The following is a 15,933-nucleotide window of genomic DNA, read 5'->3' as shown; positions in this document are numbered from 1 at the left end:
CCCAACCCGAGCGCATAAACGCCGTTTACGCGCATGCTCCCGCGAGTCCAACGTCCAACCGCGCCAAGCGGGCTTAGTTCAGCACCCTCCTAGCGCCTCCGGCGCCCACCCACAGCCGCCCACCCTCAGCCGCGCACCCTCAGCCGCCCACCCTCAGCCGCGCAGCATCTCCGCGACCAGGAAGGCGAGCTCCAGCGACTGCTGGGTGTTGAGCCGCGGGTCGCAGGCGGTCTCGTACCGGCCGGCGAGGTCGGTGTCCGAGATCTCCTGGGCGCCGCCGAGGCACTCCGTGACGTCCTCGCCCGTGACCTCGACGTGGATCCCGCCCGGGTGGGTGCCGAGCGCGCCGTGCACCTCGAAGAAGCCCTGCACCTCGTCGACGATGCGGTCGAAGTGGCGGGTCTTGTAGCCCGTCGTGGACTCGTGGGTGTTGCCGTGCATCGGGTCGCACTGCCAGATGACCTTGTGGCCGGAGGCGGTGACCTTCTCGACGATCGGCGGGAGCGCGTCCCGGATCTTGCCGTTGCCCATCCGGCTGATCAGCGTGAGCCGGCCCGGCTCGTTGCGCGGGTCCAGCCGCTCGACGTACTCCACGGCCTGCTCGGGCGTGGTGGTCGGGCCGATCTTGAGGCCGATCGGGTTCGACAGCAGCTCCGCGAAGGCGACGTGCGCGCCGTCGAGCTGGCGGGTGCGCTCACCGATCCAGAGGAAGTGCGCGGACAGGTCGTAGAGGACCGGGTTGTCCCGGTCGAGGTCCAGCCGCAGCATGGCCCGCTCGTAGTCGAGCAGCAGGGCCTCGTGGGAGGCGTAGAACTCGACCGCGTGCAGCTGGTGGTCGGTGACCCCGCACGCGTCCATGAACCGGACGGCACGGTCGATCTCCGCGGCGACGGCCTCGTACCGCTCCCCCGCCGCCGACGTGCGCACGAAGTCCTTGTTCCAGGCGTGCACCATCGCGAGGTCGGCCATGCCGGTCGCGGTCAGCGCCCGGACCAGGTTCATCGCGGCGCTCGCGTTGGCGTAGGCCCGGATCATGCGCGACGGGTCCGGGGTGCGGGAGGCCTCGTTCGGCGCCAGCCCGTTGACGATGTCGCCGCGGTAGGACGGCAGACCGAGCGCGTCGACGGGCGAGCTGCGCGGCTTGGCGTACTGCCCGGCGATGCGCCCGACCTTCACCACCGGCAGCGACGCGCCGTAGGTCAGCACGACGGCCATCTGCAGCAGCGTGCGGATGGTCGCGCGGATGTGCGGCTCGGTGTTGTCCACGAAGGTCTCGGCGCAGTCCCCGCCCTGGAGCAGGAAGGCCTTCCCGTTCGCGACGTCGGCGAGGCGCTGCTTGAGGCGGTCGACCTCGGGCGGCAGCACGACCGGCGGCACGCTCTCGAGCACCGTGCGGGTGTGCTCGACGACCGAGGTGTCCGGCCACTCGGGCTGCTGGGCGGCGGGCCGGGCGAGCGCGTCGTCCAGCCGGGTGCGGAGCTCACCGGGCAGCGGCGGCAGCTCCGGGAGGACGTCCACGGGGGCGTCGACGGACCAGTTCACGACTCGCAGGGTATTCGGTACCGCCGGGGCGGCCGCTCCCGGCACCCGGCCCGGCCGGTGCCGACGTCGCTCCGCTCAGGGCGTCGGGACCGCGGTCTCGATCACCTGCCAGCGGCGCAGGTTGAGCCGGGCGTCGGCCAGCGCGTCGTGCGCGTCGGAGCTGGGCGGGGGCAGCGTCGGGCGGCCCGCATCCTCCCAGCGCTGGCGCAGCTCCCGGGTGAAGCGCGGCAGGGCACGGGGCAGCGCCGGCATGGCGCCCCACAGCTGGCAGAGGGCGACGTGGTCGTACGCGGCGATCCAGGCCCAGAGCTCGACCTCGCCGGGCGCGCCGGTGAGGAACTCCAGCAGCTCGCGGCGGATCGTCGCGCGGGACCGCCAGGCCGTGTCGGCCGGGGAGGGCAGCTTGGGCAGCACGTTCGCCCGCACCCACGGACCGGCCTTGTCCGGGTCGAACTCGGTGGACACCGCGTAGAACTCGCGCCCGTCCTCGCCGACGACGCCGATCGACACGAGATCGATCGTCCTGCCGTCCTCGATGAACTCGGTGTCGTAGAAGAAACGCATGTGAACCCTTTCCGACCTGCCGCGACTCTACGTCGCCCGAACGGCGGGGTGTGCGCCGGGACTGGGCCGGACGGGCGAAGATGTCGTTGCGTCGTCACGATCCGGACGTCCCGGACGAGTCTCCCGGTGAACCGCCGCAGTCCCGCCGCACCCCGAGCGAGAACCCATGCGCCGCCGCTCCCCCACCGCCCTGCTCCCGGGGCTCGTCGTGCTGCTCTGTGCCGTGCTCGCCGCGGCGTGCGCGGGGCCGCCCCAGGCACCCACGACCACGGTCTCCCTGCGGCTGTGGGACGACCAGGTGGCCAAGGCCTACGGCACCTCGTTCGCGGAGTTCGAGCGGCAGAACCCGGACATCCGGGTGGACCTCGACGTCGTGCCGTACGCGGACTACTTCGTGAGCCTCAACGCCCAGCTCGCCGCCGGGACGGGCGACGACATCTTCTGGCTGAACTCGGCGTACTTCGGCGCGCTCGCCGACTCCGGCGCGCTCGTCGACGTCGGCCGGATCCTGCCGGGCCGTACGCGGAACTGGGCGCCGGCGGCCGTCGACCAGTACACCCGGGACGGCGCGCTGTGGGGCGTCCCGGCGCTCACCGACGGCCGGATCGTCACCTACTACAACAAGAAGATGCTGGCCGACGCCGGCGTCGACCCCGCGGCCCTGACCTGGAACCCGGACCCGGCGAAGGACACCTTCCTGCCGGCGATGAAGAAGCTGACGGTCGACGTGCAGGGCCGGACCGCCGACCAGCCCGGCTTCGACCCGGCGAACGTGGCCCGGTACGGCTTCAACGCCGGCCGCGACCTGCAGGCGATCTACTACGACTTCGTCGGCTCCAACGGCGGGCGCTTCCAGCAGCCGGACGGCACCTTCGCCTTCGCCGAGCCGCGGTCCGCGCAGGCCTTCCAGTACCTCGTCGACCTGATCAACACCCACCACGTCGCGCCCGACGCCGACGACACGAACGTCAACCCGGACTACGGCCGGGACGCCTTCCTGGACCAACGGCTCGCGGTGTTCCAGTCCGGCACCTACAACCTGCGCAACGTGGCCGACGGCGCGACCTTCGACTGGGGCGTGGCGCCGATGGTGGCCGGGCCTGCGGGCCGCGTGTCCGTGGTGAACAGCGTGATCGCGGCGGGCAACGCGCGCACCCCGCACCCCGAGGCCGTGGCGCGCGTCCTGGACTGGATCGGCTCCGAGGCGGGCGCCGACCCCGTCGGCGGGCGGGGCGCCGCGCTCCCGGCGGTGACCGGGTCGCAGCAGAAGTTCTTCGACTACTGGCGCGAGCGCGGCGTCGAGACCGGGTACTTCGGCAGCCTCGGCGGCACCGCGACGATCGACCCGCCGATGGGACCGAAGTTCGGCACCGGCCTGCGGGCCTTCAACCCGGTCCTCGGCGAGGTCTTCGCGGGACGGGTGCCCGTCGGGCCCGGGCTCCAGCAGGCGCAGGACGCGGCCAACGCGGCGGTCGCGGCAGGCTGAGCGGGCCCGGTCAGGCGGCCGCTCTGCCCTGCTGCTCCTTCTCGGCCTGCGCGGCCTTCTCCTTGACCGACGCGGCGTACAGGTCCACATAGGTCTGTCCGGAGAGCTCCATCAGCGCGTACATGATCTCGTCCGTCATGGACCGCTCGATGAACCGGTCCCCGGCCATGCCCTCGTACCGGGAGAAGTCCAGCGGCTCCCCGACCTTCACGTGCACGTGCCCGGGCCGCCACATCTTCGAGCCGATCGGGTTGACCTTGTCCGTGCCGATCATGGCCACCGGGATGACCGGCACGCCCGCCTCGAGCGCCATCCGCGCCACCCCGGTCTTGCCCTTGTAGAGCCGCCCGTCCGGCGAGCGCGTGCCCTCGGGGTAGATGCCGAGGAGTTTGCCCTCGCGCAGCAGCCGCACTGCGGTGTCCATCGCCGCCTGCGCCGCGTTGCCGCCGGACCGGTCGATCGGGACCTGCCCGACGCCGCTGAAGAACTGCTTCTTCACATAGCCCTTCAACCCCGGCTCGGTGAAGTACTCGCGCTTGGCGAGGAACGTGATCCGGCGCGGCACCTGCAGGGGCAGCAGGAAGGAGTCGGCCACCGCCAGGTGGTTGCTCGCGAGGATCGCGGCGCCCGAGGCGGGGATGTGCTCCAGGCCCTCGATGGTGGGGCGGCAGAACATCCGGAGCAACGGGCCGAGCAGGACGTACTTCGACCACCAGTACAGCACCGGACAGGGCCTCCTCACCGCAGGGAGCCCAAGCCTACGGAGCGTCGCGCCGGTGCGACAACAAGGGGACTCCCGGCACCCGTGGCGGGCGCGTCCGTGTCAGGATGCACGGGTCTGTCCCCGCAGACCCCGAGGAGGCCGCGAGCATGAGCACGGGCGAGCCGGAGGGCGTGCAGGGCGACCCGGGACGGGAGGGCCGCCGGTCGGATCCCGATCCCTTCGAGCAGGTCGTGGCCTCGTGGAAGGCCGAGGGCACGGTCCCGCACTGGCCGGGCGGGGCGCAGGACGGTGCCCCCGTCGAGCCGCCGCCCGTCCCCGAGATCGAGCCCCGTCAGGACCCGGAGGAGCACTACGTCCCGCCGGAGCCGCCGCCGCTGCCCCGGGTGGGCGCCGCCGTCGGGGTCGGGCTGGTGCTGGTGGTGCTGGGGATCGTGCTGGTCGCGGCACCGCAGTGGATCGGCATGTCCTCGGTCTACGGGCTGCCGCTCGGCCTCGTCGCGATCGCCGGCGGCCTGACCTGGCTGCTGATGCGGCTGTGGCAGCCCGCCGACGAGGACGTGGACCCGTACGACGACGAGGGCACGGTCTGAGCTAGCGCGTCGCCCCGCCCGTCAGGACCGCCTCGCGGGCCAGCTCGGCCGCCCCGACCACCGCGGCAGCGGAACCGAGCTGCGCGGTGCGGATACGGGCCAGCGGCCGGTTGCCCGCGCCGGTGACGATCCGGGCGTAGTGTTCCCGCGCCTCGTCGAGGAACAGCGGCGCCGACACCGAGACCCCGCCGCCGACCACGACCAGCTCGGGGTCGAACACGTCGGCGATCAGCGACAGGCCCTCCCCCAGCCACCGGCCCATGTCGGCGACCGCGCGCCGGGCCAGCCGGTCCCCGTCCCGCGCGGCGGCCGCCACCCGCTGGCCGGTGATCCGGCCCGGGTCGCGCGCGGCCTCGCGGTGCAGGACCGACGTGCTGGCGTCGGGATCGGCGAGCATCTCCAGGGCGGTGGTGGCGAGCGCGGTGCCGCTGCAGTAGCGCTCCCAGCAGCCGCGCTTTCCGCACTCGCACGGGCGGCCGTCCGGCACCACGCGGACGTGCCCGAACTCCGGCGCCACCCCGAACGCGCCGCGGAACAGCGCGCCGTCGAGCAGCAGGGCCCCGCCGATCCCGGTGCCGAGGGCCACGAAGACGACGGTCGAGGCGCCCGCGGCGGCGCCGTAGCGGCGTTCGGCCAGGGCCGCGGCGTTGGCGTCGTGCTCGACGACGACCGGCACGCCCAGCCGCTTGTGTATCCGGTCGGCCACCGGCGCGTCCCGCCAGGACAGGTGCGGCGCGAAGCGGACCAGGCCGCGGTCGGCGTCGATGAAACCGGCCAGCGCCAGGCCGACCGCGGACACGTCGTGCCGGTTCGCGAGCTCGGCCACGCAGGAGGCGATGGTCCCCTCGAGGGCCTCGTCGCTCTTCGGCGTGGCCGCGGACGCACTGTCGATGACCCCGCCCTCGGGGTCGACCACCCCGGCGCGCACACTCGTGCCGCCGACGTCCACTCCGACCGTCAGCACGTCAGGCCCGCACCACGCGGATGTGCTGGACCCGCCGGGACGTCCCGGGCCGGGCCCGGCGTCGCTCGTCACCGGCATCGCCGTGATCCCCGGGTCCGTCAGGGGTCGTGCCATGTCCGCTCTCTTCCTCGGATCCACGCCCCGCAGCACCGCCGGCCGTTCCCTCCGCCGCCGGGTCCGGCAGCTCCTCCAGCAACGTCCGCAGCACCGTCAACAGTCCCGCCGCGTGCTCGGCCAGCCGCACCGCCAGCTCGGGGCGCTCGCCGCGCAGCAGCGCGAGCAGGGCGCAGACCGGGCACGACGCGCAGCTCGACGGCGTGCCGCCCTCGCCCGTGCGTCCGGCGTCGACCAGCGGGCCGACCCGGTCGAGCGCGGCCGCGGCGAGGGCGCGCAGCTCACGGGTGAGGGCCTCCGAGTGGGCGCAGCTCAACCCCGTCCCCCGCTCATCGCCGCATCCAGAGCGCCGGGTCCGGCGCGAACACCACGACCAGGTCCGTCGCGTGGCCCTCGCCCACCAGCCGGGCGCCCGTGACCTCGCACCGGCGCAGCACGGCCGGCAGGCTCACCCGCCGCCGTGTGGCGCCCACGGTGACCACCAGCTCGTCGCCGACGCGGGTGAGGTCCAGCGGCCCGTCGGCCGCGCCGGGCAGGCGCAGGGCCAGCTCGAACTCCGAGTCGGCGGAGGTGCCGTCGCCCGCGGTGCGTACGAGCCGCAGGACCGGGCCGGCGGCCGGGCCGGGCGCCGCGGGGTCCGCCGCCCCGTACAGGCTGCCGGCGAGCGCGACGAGCGCCTCCACGCCCGTCGGCTCGGCCGCCGTGTAGGGCACGGTCGCGAGCGGCACGGCGTCGCCGCACTCCGCCTGGACCTCGGCCAGGACGGCCTGCTGCTCGGTGTGCCGCTCGCGCAGCCAGCGCGCGGTCGGCCCGCGCAGCGACGGCGGCGGCGCGGGCATGACCCGGTTGACCACCAGGCCGTCGACCTGCAGGTCGTGCAGGGCCAGGGCGGTCAGCGTGCGGCGGGTCTCCGCGGCCACCACGCGCTCGGGAGTCAGGACCAGGCGGATGGAGGTCTCCTCGCGGTCGGCGAGCATCGCGCGCAGCCCGGCGAGCTGCGCCGCCAGCCGGTCCAGGCCGTCGACGGTGCGGTCCCAGCCCGCGGACCGCTCGGTCCCGGCCCGTCCCGAGGCCAGCCCGGCGATCATCCCGCGGACCGCCCGGCGGTGCGCGGGGAAGAGCCGCTCCAGGTATCCGGAGAGCGCCTCGGGCAGGCCGAGCAGGCGCAGCGTCTCGGCGGTGGGGCCGCAGTCGACCACCACCACCTCCCACAGCCCGGAGGTCGCGAGCCGGTGCACCTCGGCCAGTGCGAGGAGGTCCTCGACGCCCGGCAGCACGGTCAGCTCGTCGGCCACCAGCTCGTCGATCCCGGCCCCGGCCAGCACCGTGCGCAGGTGTCCCTGCAGCTCGGCCCACGTGTCGTCGAGCAGCACCCGGGTGTCGACGTGCGCGGCGAACAGCCCGTTGCCGAGGTCGGCCGGCTCGTTCTCGGTGGTGTCGTCGAGCCGCTCGCCGAGCGCGTCGCCGAGCGAGTGCGCGGGGTCGGTCGAGACGACGAGGGTCTTGCGCCCGGAGCGCGCCAGGCGGGCGGCCGTGGCCGCGGCGAGCGTCGTCTTCCCGACGCCCCCCTTGCCGGTGAACAGCACGACCCGCACGCGCGGCAGCGTAGCCGCCACGGGGCGTGCGCTCAGGAGCGGCTCTCCACGCGGCGCTTCAGGCCCTTCAGCGCGGTGTCGATGATCACCTTCTCGGCCTTGCGCCGCAACATGCCGATCATCGGGATGTTGAGGTCCACGGCGAGGCTGTAGGTCACCGTGGTGGGCGCGCCGCCCGCGGACTCCAGGGTGTAGGAACCGTTCTGCGCCTTCTGCATCTGGCCCTTGACCAGGGTCCAGCTGACGGAGCGGCCGTCGGGCGCCCAGTCGTAGTCCAGCGTGTAGGTGTCCTTGATCGGGCCGGCGTCCATGGAGAACCGGACGCGGTCGGCGCGGTCGCCGCCCTTGTCGAGGATCTCGACCGTCTTCACCTGGTCCGCCCACTCGGGGTAGGCCTCGAAGTCCGCGATGACCGCCATGACCGTCTCGGGGTCGGCGTCGATGGTGATCGAGGACGTCGTCGCGTCGGCCATGACGCGAACGTTACCGGGCCGATCACCACCGCAGGACGTACGGCTCGCCCGTCTTCCGGAAGTGGCCGACGTTGACGCACTCGGTCGGGCCGAGCCGGGCCCGCTGCGCCAGCGGCTGGTGGACGTGCCCGAACAGCGCGGCCCGCGGCCGGTCCCGCTCGATCAGCTCCACCAGCCCCTGACCGGGCAGCTCACGGCGCTTCGTGACGACGTCGTAGTGCAGGGCCGGGACCGCGGGCGGGGCGTGCGTGCACAGCAGCTCGACGTCCGTGAGCTTGCCGACCGCCGCCACGTAGTCCTCGGACGGGACGAGGTGCGGGCGCCACGGGCCGCCCTTGCGCGGCGGGAAGCCGGGCGGCAGCGGAACCCCACCCACGAACCCGACGCGCAGCCCGCCGATCTCGACCACCTCGCCGTCGGGCACCCGGGTGCCGGGCCGCACGTGCGCGGGCCAGAGGTCGGGGACGTCGACGTTGCCCGGGATCGCCCACGTCGGGTCCGGGAGCACGGGGAACATGGCCTCGTACTGCTCGGCGATGGCCTCCTCGATCACGGCCGCCGGGTCCGGGATGCGCGACCAGGCCTGCCGCGCGAACTCCCGCAGGTCGCCGGGCCCGCCCGACCGGCGCACCTCGCCGAACCTCCGGCTCACCTCGGGCCCGAGGACGCGGCCCAGGATGCCGCCCTCGGGGTTCCGGTAGTCGACGAAGTCGATCAGGTCGCCGAGCACGAACACCGCGTCGGCGCCGTCGACCGCCCTGGCCAGGGCCTCGACGTTGCCGTGCACGTCGGAGACCACATGCACCCGCATGATCTGCAGACGCTACGTCAGGCCCGTTCCGTCAGGCCCGGCGCGTCAGGTCCGTCGGCGGGGGCTCCCCCGGCGCCCGGCCCGCCTCCAGCCGCGCCTTGAGCGCGAACGCGATCTGCTTGGCGGCGCGCTGCCGGCGTTGGGTCTCGGCGGTCGCACGGCGCCGCGGCCACCGCGCCGGCCGGCCGTCCGGGCCCGTGGGGTCGGCGCGCAGGAAGTAGTGGACGACGGTGCCGTCGAGCACGGCCTCCAGCCACACCTCCATGCTTCCGGTCAGCGCACCACCCACGGTCCAGCGCATGCCCTCGACGCCCCGGTCGGCGAGCACCTCGAGCCGCAGGTCCGGCCAGAGCGCCGGCCACGCCCGCGGGTCGGCGAACTCGGCCGCGACGCGCGCAGGGGGCACGGCCAGGAATGTCTCGTCCACCACGTCCACACTGGGCACCCGGCCACCTCCTCGCGGGCCCGATCCTCCCGCCTCGACCTGCGGGACCTGCGACGGGGGCCCGGGCCGGCCGGATCGGGGGCCGCGCGGGCCCGGCGGGCCGAACCGGACAAGCCGGACACCTGCTGCCCTGCCGATCCGCGCGGCGACGCGCTATCTTTCCTCACGAGTAACCTGCCAACGCCGGCCAGGAGGTCAGGATCGTGCGTGAGTACAGCGTCCCGGCGACCGTCACGGTCGGTCCGGAGGAGAACCTCCTCGACGCCGTCTACGCGAACGAGGCCGAGGTCCCGCGGGCCACGCTGCTGCGCGTCCAGGAGGGCGGCGGGTGGCGGGACGTCTCCGCCGCCGAGTTCGCCGCGCAGGTCACGGCCGTCGCGCGGGGGCTGATCGCCTCGGGTGTCGAGCCGGGCGACCGCGTCGCGCTGCTGTCCCGCACCCGCTACGAGTGGACCCTCGTCGACTTCGCGATCCTCGCCGTCGGCGGGGTCACGGTGCCGATCTACGAGACCTCCTCGGCCTCGCAGATCGAGTGGATCCTCTCGGACTCCGGCGCGGTCGGGATCGTCGTCGAGACGGCCGACCACGCGGCGCTGGTCGCCGAGGCCGGCGTCCCGTTGAGGTTCGTCAAGGAGATCGCGTCCGGTGCGGTCGACGAGCTCGTCGCCGCGGGCAGGGACCTCGCCGACGAGCAGGTCCACGAGCGCCGTCGGGGCGTCGCGGCGGACGACCTGGCCACGCTGATCTACACGTCGGGCACCACGGGCCGGCCCAAGGGCTGCGAGCTGACCCACCGCAACCTGCTCACCGAGATCGCGTCGACCCGCGCCGTGCTCTCCGAGCTGCTCACCGACACCGGTTCGGTGCTGCTGTTCCTGCCGCTGGCGCACGTCTTCGGCAAGGTCATCCAGTGCGGCGCCATCGCCTCGCGCACCGTCATCGGGCACACCCCGGACACCAAGAACCTGCTGGCGGACCTGCAGACCTTCCGTCCGACCTTCCTGCTCGCCGTGCCGCGCGTGTTCGAGAAGGTCTACAACGGCGCCCGGCAGAAGGCGCACGACGAGGGCAAGGGCCGGATCTTCGACGCCGCCGCGGACACCGCGATCGCCTGGTCGCAGGCGCAGGACACCGGCCGCCCCGGCCTGGGGCTCACGGTGAAGCACGCCCTGTTCGACAAGCTCGTCTACGGCAAGCTGCGCGCCGCGACCGGCGGCCGCGTCGTCGCCGCGGTGTCCGGCAGCGCCCCGCTCGGCGAGCGCCTCGGGCACTTCTTCCGCGGCATCGGGCTGCCGATCCTCGAGGGCTACGGCCTCACCGAGACCAGCGCCGGCATCACCGTCAACGCGCTGTCGGCGCAGCGGGTCGGCACCGTCGGTCGGCCGGTGCCGGGCCACGGCGTCCGGATCGCCGACGACGGCGAGATCCTGCTCCGCGGCGACATCGTCTTCCGTGGGTACTGGCAGAACGAGAAGGCCACGGCCGAGGCTCTCGAGGACGGCTGGCTCCACAGCGGCGACATCGGCGAGCTCGACGACGCCGGCTACCTCACGATCACCGGCCGCAAGAAGGAGATCCTGGTGACCGCGGGCGGCAAGAACGTCGCCCCCGCGGTGCTGGAGGACCGGCTGCGGGCACACCCGCTGGTCGGCCAGTGCATGGTCGTCGGCGACGGCAGGCCCTTCATCGGCGCGCTCGTGACCATCGACCCGGAGGCCCTGCCCGGCTGGCGCGAGCGTCACGGCAAGGTCACCACCGGCGACGCGGCGTCGGCCGCCGACCTGGTCGACGACCCGGAGCTGCGGGGCGAGATCGCCGCCGCGGTCGAGGAGGCCAACCAGGCGGTGTCGCGGGCCGAGCGGATCCGCAAGTTCCGCATCCTGCCCGTCGACTTCACCGAGGCGGGCGGGGAGCTCACGCCCACGCTCAAGGTCAAGCGCGCGGTCGTGGCGCAGCAGTACGCCGCCGAGATCGCCGCGATCTACGCGCCCGCCGAGACCCCGCAGCCGGCCTAGACGCGAGTCCTAGCCGGCGAGGAAGGCCCGCAGCCGGGCGACCTGGGTGGGGAGGGTCCACTCCTCCTGCATCCAGGCCCGGCCGGCGGCGCCCATCTTCCGCGCGCGGTCGGGGTCGGCGAGCAGGTCGGCGAGGGCGTCGACCAGGGCCGCCCGGTCCCGGCCGTCGACGACGTGCCCGGTCTCGCCCTCGCGCACCGTCTCCGGCGCCCCGCCGCTGTCCCCCGCCACCACCGGCACCCCGCACGCCGAGGCCTCGAGCAGCACGATGCCGAGGCCCTCGACGTCGAGCCCGCCGCCGCGGGTCCGGCAGGGCAGCGCGAACGCGTCGCCGACCGCCTGGTGTGCGGCGAGCTCCTCCGCCGGCACCGCCCCGGTGAAGACCACGTGCTCGCCCACCCCGTGCCGCTGCGCCAGCCGGGGCAGCCGGTCCCGGTCCGGCCCGTCGCCGACGATCAGCAGCCGGGTGCCCGGGACCCGCTCGCGCACCGGGGCCAGGGCCTCGATCAGCGCGTCCTGACCCTTGCGCGCCACCAGCCGCGACAGGCACGTCACCACCGGGGCCTCCCCCAGCCCGTACCGCGCCCGCAGCACCTCCCGTGCGGCCGGGTCCGGCCGGAAGACCTCGGTGTCGACCGCCGGCGGCAGGTGTTCGAGCGCCGCGCGCGGACCGAAGGCCGACGCGAACCGCCCGCGGGTGTAGCGCGACACCACGGTGACGACGTCGGCGTCGTCGCCGATGCGGCGCAGGGCCTGCCGGGCGCCGGGGAGCATCGACCAGCCGACCTCGTGCCCGTGCGTGCTGGCCACGACCCGCTGCACGCCCGCGGACCGGCGCAGGCCCGGCCCCAGCAGGGCCAGCGGTGCCGCCGCCCCGAACCACACGGTGGTGGCGCCGTGCTCGCGGGCGTACCCGGCCGCCCGCCGGGCGACGTCGGGCACCGGCAGCATCAACGACGTCGGGTGCCGGTGGACGGAGTAGCCGAGAGCCGCGTCGAACCCGGCCGCGCCCTCCCACGCGGGGGCGTACACGGCCAGCTCGCCCGGCGGCAGCCGGTCGGCGAGGGCCCGCAGGTAGTTCTGGATGCCACCCCGCCGAGGCGGGAAGTCGTTCGTGACGAGGAGCGTGCGGGCCACGCGGCGAACCTAGCGGGCCCGGGATGCCGCGCTGCGCCCCACCGCCGGGCGCAGCGGGCACCCCGGGCCCGCCCGGCCCGTGGAGGTCCGCGGCGGCCGGATCGCGGGAGGCGACCCGGCCGCCGGCGGCACGGGGAGCGGACGAGGTCAGAGGCGCCGCGCGCCGGTGAACGCGCTGCGGGACACGGTCTGGTACTTGACGACGTCCCCGCTCTGCGGCGCGTTGATCATCTTGCCGCCGCCGGCGTAGATGCCGACGTGGCTCACCGGGGAGTAGTAGAAGACGAGGTCGCCGGGCCGCATGTCGCTCCAGGAGACCGGCGTGCCGACCCGGGACTGCGCGCTGCTCGAGCGCGGCAGCGTGATCCCGGCCTGCTTGAACGCCCACGAGGTCAGCCCCGAGCAGTCGAACGAGCCCGGCCCGCTGGCGCCCCACACGTACGGCCGGCCGAGCTTGGTCGCGGCCGCTCGCAGCGCGTCGGCGCCCACACCCGTGCCCAGCAGGATGTCCGGCGCGTCCTCGGCGGGCCCGTTGAGGTCCGCGATCTCGGCCGGGCTCAGCTGGCGGAGCAGGGCCTCGGCCTCGCCGATCCGCTTCTCGGCGTCGGCCTTGCGGGTCCCGATCTCGTCCGCGGCCCGGCGGGCGTCGTCCGCGGCGGTCTGGGCGCGCAGGGTCGCGTCGTCCGCCTCGGCCTGGGTGTGCGCGGCGCGGTCGACCTTGTCCTTCAGGTCGTCGAGCGCGACGAGCCGGTCCGCCGAGAGCGTCTCGAGCGCCGACATCTGGTCGAGGTAGGCCTGCGGGGAGGAGCTGGCGAGCAGGGCGTTGAACTGGTCCAGCCGGCCGTTCTCGTAGAACGAGAGCGTGACGCCGTCGAGCGTCTCGCGGTAGGTCTCCTCGTCCCCGCGGGCGTGGTCCGCGGCGGCCCGCAGCGGGTCCACCGCCTCGTGGAGCCGATCGGCCTCGGTCTGCTTGGCCGTGAGGTCGTCCGTGGCCGCGTGCCACTGCTCGGTGAGGGCCTCGGCCTCGTGCCGAACGTCGTTGAGCCGCTGCCGCGCCTCCTCCGGCGTCCGGGGCGGCTCGGGGACGGCCGGGACCTGTACCTCGGGCGCGAGGGGCGCCGCCGGCACGGCCGGCGCAGCCGGGTCCGCGGGGGTGTCGGGCACCGCCGGGGCCGCCGGAACGGCGGGAGCGGGTGTGGGCACGCCGGGGATGCCCGGCAGGATCGGGTTCGCGGCCGCGGTACCGGCCGGGAACGCGACGACCGCCGCGGCGACCAGGGCGACCGACACGGAGGCCCGTGCACCGGTCCGCGTGCCGGCCCGGGCCGCTGCGGCCCGCCGGGTCCTCCGCTCTCGGGACGACAGCACGCGGACGTGACCTCCTCCTCGCACCCGCCGTGCCCGGGTCGGGGGTCCCGGGCGGTGGGGCGCCGGGGGGCGCCGCGGCGGTGACCTCGCGGGCCGCCCTGGGGACGACGGCCGATCACGCGAGATCGCGGGAAGATTACGAGCGTGTGATTCACCCGTCCAGACCCGGCCGGTGAGCCGTGCTGTAAGCGGTCGTCCGCCCGCTCGTCGCCGATCGTGACCACCCGTCGCGATCGGTGCCGCGATTCGCTACACAGCGTTGCGTCGATCGGGCGCCGCGCCCCCGATGTCGGTGACGGTACGGGTACGCGTCGGAACCAAGCGCAACCGCGGCAGCAGCCCCTGGTCCGCCAGGACGGCCAACGCCTGCCGCTCGGCTGCGTCGAGCTGTACCCGTGGCGCGCCGGACGGCAGGTCCTCGCCGCCGACGGGGAGCGCCCCGTCCGCGTCCGCCGGGCCCGGCGACCCCGCGGTGGACGCCGCCGACGGCACCTCCGCCGGCATCCCGGGCATGCCCAGCAGGACCCCGATCGCGCAGTCCCCACAGGACCGCCCGCGGACCTCGCAGTTGTCGCAGTCGACGATCATCGTGTCGCTCCTCGCCTCCGGTGATCTCGTCGGGCGCACCGTACGGAGCGGCACCGACAGTTTCCGGAGAACAGGCCGCCGACCTGCGACGACGGACCTGCGGGAGATCGAGACGAGATCAGGAGCGAAGGCGGCCGAGGAGCACCGAGGAGGGCACCGCGTGCGCTCCGCGGCGGCGCACCGACGCGGCGACCGCACGGTCCGAGGAGGCGACCAGCAGCGGCCGGCCCTGCGGCTCGGCCGCGACGAGGTCGCGGATGACGTCGTCGGCGATCACGCCCGGGTCGCTGAACAGCACCCGCACCCCCCGCGCGCCGCGGGTCTGCGCGGCGCTGACCGCGGCGCCGTCGAACACCACGGTGACCTCGACACCGGTCCGCGCGGCGAGCGCGCCGAGCTGCCCCACGAGCCGGGTGCGCTGGTCGGCCAGCGGCAGCTCCGGGTAACCGGTCTTGCTGACGTTGTAGCCGTCGACGATGAGGTGCGCGGCGGGCAGGGCCAGCAGCGCGTCGAGCGTCGCGAGGTTGACGACCGGGGTGCCGCGGGTGCCGTCGGGGCCGGCGACGAGGTCCGCCGGGCGCGGGCCGCCCCCGCCCAGGGAGAGCTCGCGGCGCAGGCCCTGCACGGCGCCCCCGAGGGTCTCGAGCAGCAGCCCGAGCCGCACCTCGTCGCCCTGCCGGGCCTCCTTGGCCGCCTGCCGCGCGGCCGCGACCTCGGCCTGGGCCCGCTGGGCCCGCGCGCGCTCCTCCTCGGCCCGCTCCCGCTCGCGGTCCCGTTCCCGGACGACCTCGGCCAACCGGTCGTCGACGCCCGCCCGCAGCCGGGCTACCTCCGCCTCCAGCTCGGTCCGCGCGTCGAGCGCGGCGCGCAGCTTGCCGCCCTGCTCGGACACCTTGCGGCGCAGGTGCGCCACCTCGTGCTCGCGCTCCGCGGCGGCCTCGCGGGCCTGGTCGCGGGCCTCGGTCAGCTCGGCGCGCAGCCGCTCGACCTCGACGGTCAGCTTGTCCGCCCGGGACAGGGCCTCGTCGCGCTCGGCGCGGGCCTCGGCGGCGTCGCCCCGGCGGGCGACGGAGGCGACCGCGCCCCGGGCGCCGGGCGCACCGGTGAGCACGGCGGCGGCCGCGGCGGTGAGGGGTTCGTCCGGGCCCGCGGCGAGCTCGCCCGGCCGGTGCTCCTCCCACCACGCGACGACGGCGGTGCGGAAGGTCGCGTTGTCCCGCAGCTCGCGGACCAGCTTCGTGCCGCCGAGGCGGGCGCGCTTGGCCGGGGTGAAGCGGGCGAACTGACGGAGCGCGGAGGGCACCTCGGCCGGCGGGAGGCCGGCGAGCGCGGTGCCCGCGACCTCGGCGAGGCGGTGCCGCACGGGGTCCGGGAGGAGGTTCCAGTCCAGGTCCGCGGCGCGTCCGGCGGACGCCGCGGCACCCTGCGGGTGCTCGGGCGCGGCGTCCTCCGGGTACATCGGTCAAGGTTATCCCCGATCCCGACGGGCGGCCACGGATTCGGCCGCGACCCACCCG

16 protein-coding genes are annotated in these 15,933 nt (G+C 75.0%); 3 read left to right on the top strand and 13 right to left on the bottom strand.

All coding sequences use genetic code 11. The features are described from left to right. Nucleotides 1-153: 153 nt before the first annotated feature. Nucleotides 154-1,542: a class II 3-deoxy-7-phosphoheptulonate synthase gene (locus AB0B41_RS28980; RefSeq protein WP_358208857.1), complete on the bottom strand. Its 1,389-nt coding sequence runs from the start codon at nucleotides 1,540-1,542 to the stop codon at nucleotides 154-156. A 75-nt stretch (nucleotides 1,543-1,617) separates the two neighbouring features. Then, nucleotides 1,618-2,106 carry a polyadenylate-specific 3'-exoribonuclease AS gene (locus AB0B41_RS28975; protein WP_358208855.1) on the bottom strand — a complete coding sequence of 163 codons (489 nt, stop codon included), beginning with the start codon at nucleotides 2,104-2,106 and terminating at the stop codon, nucleotides 1,618-1,620. A 166-nt stretch (nucleotides 2,107-2,272) separates the two neighbouring features. Between AB0B41_RS28975 and AB0B41_RS28970 the strand changes: the two genes are divergently transcribed. Then, nucleotides 2,273-3,592: a sugar ABC transporter substrate-binding protein gene (locus AB0B41_RS28970; RefSeq protein ID WP_358208853.1), complete on the top strand. Its 1,320-nt coding sequence runs from the start codon at nucleotides 2,273-2,275 to the stop codon at nucleotides 3,590-3,592. 10 nt (nucleotides 3,593-3,602) lie between these two features. Here the strand turns inward: AB0B41_RS28970 and AB0B41_RS28965 are convergent, their stop codons facing one another. Next, on the bottom strand, nucleotides 3,603-4,316 hold the full coding sequence (locus AB0B41_RS28965) for a lysophospholipid acyltransferase family protein (RefSeq protein ID WP_358208851.1): 714 nt from the start codon (nucleotides 4,314-4,316) through the stop codon (nucleotides 3,603-3,605). A 146-nt stretch (nucleotides 4,317-4,462) separates the two neighbouring features. On the opposite strand from AB0B41_RS28965, the gene AB0B41_RS28960 reads away from it, so the two are divergent. After that, a complete protein-coding gene (locus AB0B41_RS28960; RefSeq protein ID WP_358208849.1) occupies nucleotides 4,463-4,906 on the top strand; it encodes a hypothetical protein in 444 nt (147 codons plus the stop codon). A 1-nt stretch (nucleotide 4,907) separates the two neighbouring features. On the opposite strand, the gene AB0B41_RS28955 is transcribed toward AB0B41_RS28960, so the two are convergent. From AB0B41_RS28955 to AB0B41_RS28930, 6 genes are read right to left on the bottom strand one after another with little or no spacing between them, the layout of a single operon-like run. Next, complete coding sequence (locus AB0B41_RS28955; RefSeq protein WP_358208845.1) at nucleotides 4,908-5,870, bottom strand: ROK family glucokinase; 963 nt, start codon at nucleotides 5,868-5,870, stop codon at nucleotides 4,908-4,910. A gap of 1 nt (nucleotide 5,871) precedes the next feature. Further along, the gene (locus tag AB0B41_RS28950; protein ID WP_358208843.1) at nucleotides 5,872-6,300 is read right to left on the bottom strand and encodes a hypothetical protein; all 429 of its coding nucleotides are present in this window, start codon (nucleotides 6,298-6,300) and stop codon (nucleotides 5,872-5,874) included. 13 nt (nucleotides 6,301-6,313) lie between these two features. Beyond that, entirely contained in the window at nucleotides 6,314-7,579 is a 1,266-nt protein-coding gene (locus AB0B41_RS28945) for an ArsA family ATPase (RefSeq protein WP_358208842.1), read from the bottom strand. A gap of 32 nt (nucleotides 7,580-7,611) precedes the next feature. Beyond that, on the bottom strand, nucleotides 7,612-8,052 hold the full coding sequence (locus AB0B41_RS28940; protein WP_358208840.1) for an SRPBCC family protein: 441 nt from the start codon (nucleotides 8,050-8,052) through the stop codon (nucleotides 7,612-7,614). 22 nt (nucleotides 8,053-8,074) lie between these two features. Further along, nucleotides 8,075-8,863 carry a metallophosphoesterase gene (locus AB0B41_RS28935; protein WP_358208838.1) on the bottom strand — a complete coding sequence of 263 codons (789 nt, stop codon included), beginning with the start codon at nucleotides 8,861-8,863 and terminating at the stop codon, nucleotides 8,075-8,077. A 31-nt stretch (nucleotides 8,864-8,894) separates the two neighbouring features. Further along, a complete protein-coding gene (locus AB0B41_RS28930; RefSeq protein WP_358208836.1) occupies nucleotides 8,895-9,308 on the bottom strand; it encodes a polyketide cyclase / dehydrase and lipid transport in 414 nt (137 codons plus the stop codon). A gap of 203 nt (nucleotides 9,309-9,511) precedes the next feature. On the opposite strand from AB0B41_RS28930, the gene AB0B41_RS28925 reads away from it, so the two are divergent. Continuing rightward, nucleotides 9,512-11,323: an AMP-dependent synthetase/ligase gene (locus tag AB0B41_RS28925; protein WP_358208835.1), complete on the top strand. Its 1,812-nt coding sequence runs from the start codon at nucleotides 9,512-9,514 to the stop codon at nucleotides 11,321-11,323. A 9-nt stretch (nucleotides 11,324-11,332) separates the two neighbouring features. Here the strand turns inward: AB0B41_RS28925 and AB0B41_RS28920 are convergent, their stop codons facing one another. From AB0B41_RS28920 to AB0B41_RS28905, 4 genes are all read right to left on the bottom strand, one after another. Continuing rightward, on the bottom strand, nucleotides 11,333-12,460 hold the full coding sequence (locus AB0B41_RS28920) for a glycosyltransferase family 4 protein (protein WP_358208833.1): 1,128 nt from the start codon (nucleotides 12,458-12,460) through the stop codon (nucleotides 11,333-11,335). A gap of 147 nt (nucleotides 12,461-12,607) precedes the next feature. After that, complete coding sequence (locus tag AB0B41_RS28915; protein ID WP_358208831.1) at nucleotides 12,608-13,828, bottom strand: NlpC/P60 family protein; 1,221 nt, start codon at nucleotides 13,826-13,828, stop codon at nucleotides 12,608-12,610. 249 nt (nucleotides 13,829-14,077) lie between these two features. After that, nucleotides 14,078-14,416, bottom strand: coding sequence for a hypothetical protein (locus AB0B41_RS28910; protein ID WP_358208829.1), 339 nt, complete (start codon nucleotides 14,414-14,416; stop codon nucleotides 14,078-14,080). A 118-nt stretch (nucleotides 14,417-14,534) separates the two neighbouring features. Beyond that, nucleotides 14,535-15,875 carry an NYN domain-containing protein gene (locus tag AB0B41_RS28905; RefSeq protein WP_358208827.1) on the bottom strand — a complete coding sequence of 447 codons (1,341 nt, stop codon included), beginning with the start codon at nucleotides 15,873-15,875 and terminating at the stop codon, nucleotides 14,535-14,537. Nucleotides 15,876-15,933 lie beyond the last annotated feature (58 nt).

This window comes from Pseudonocardia sp. NPDC049154, from assembly GCF_040648315.1.
Lineage (GTDB): Bacteria > Actinomycetota > Actinomycetes > Mycobacteriales > Pseudonocardiaceae > Pseudonocardia.
The sequence above is the reverse complement of the archived record's forward strand: the minus strand, read 5'-3'. Positions and strand labels throughout refer to the sequence as shown.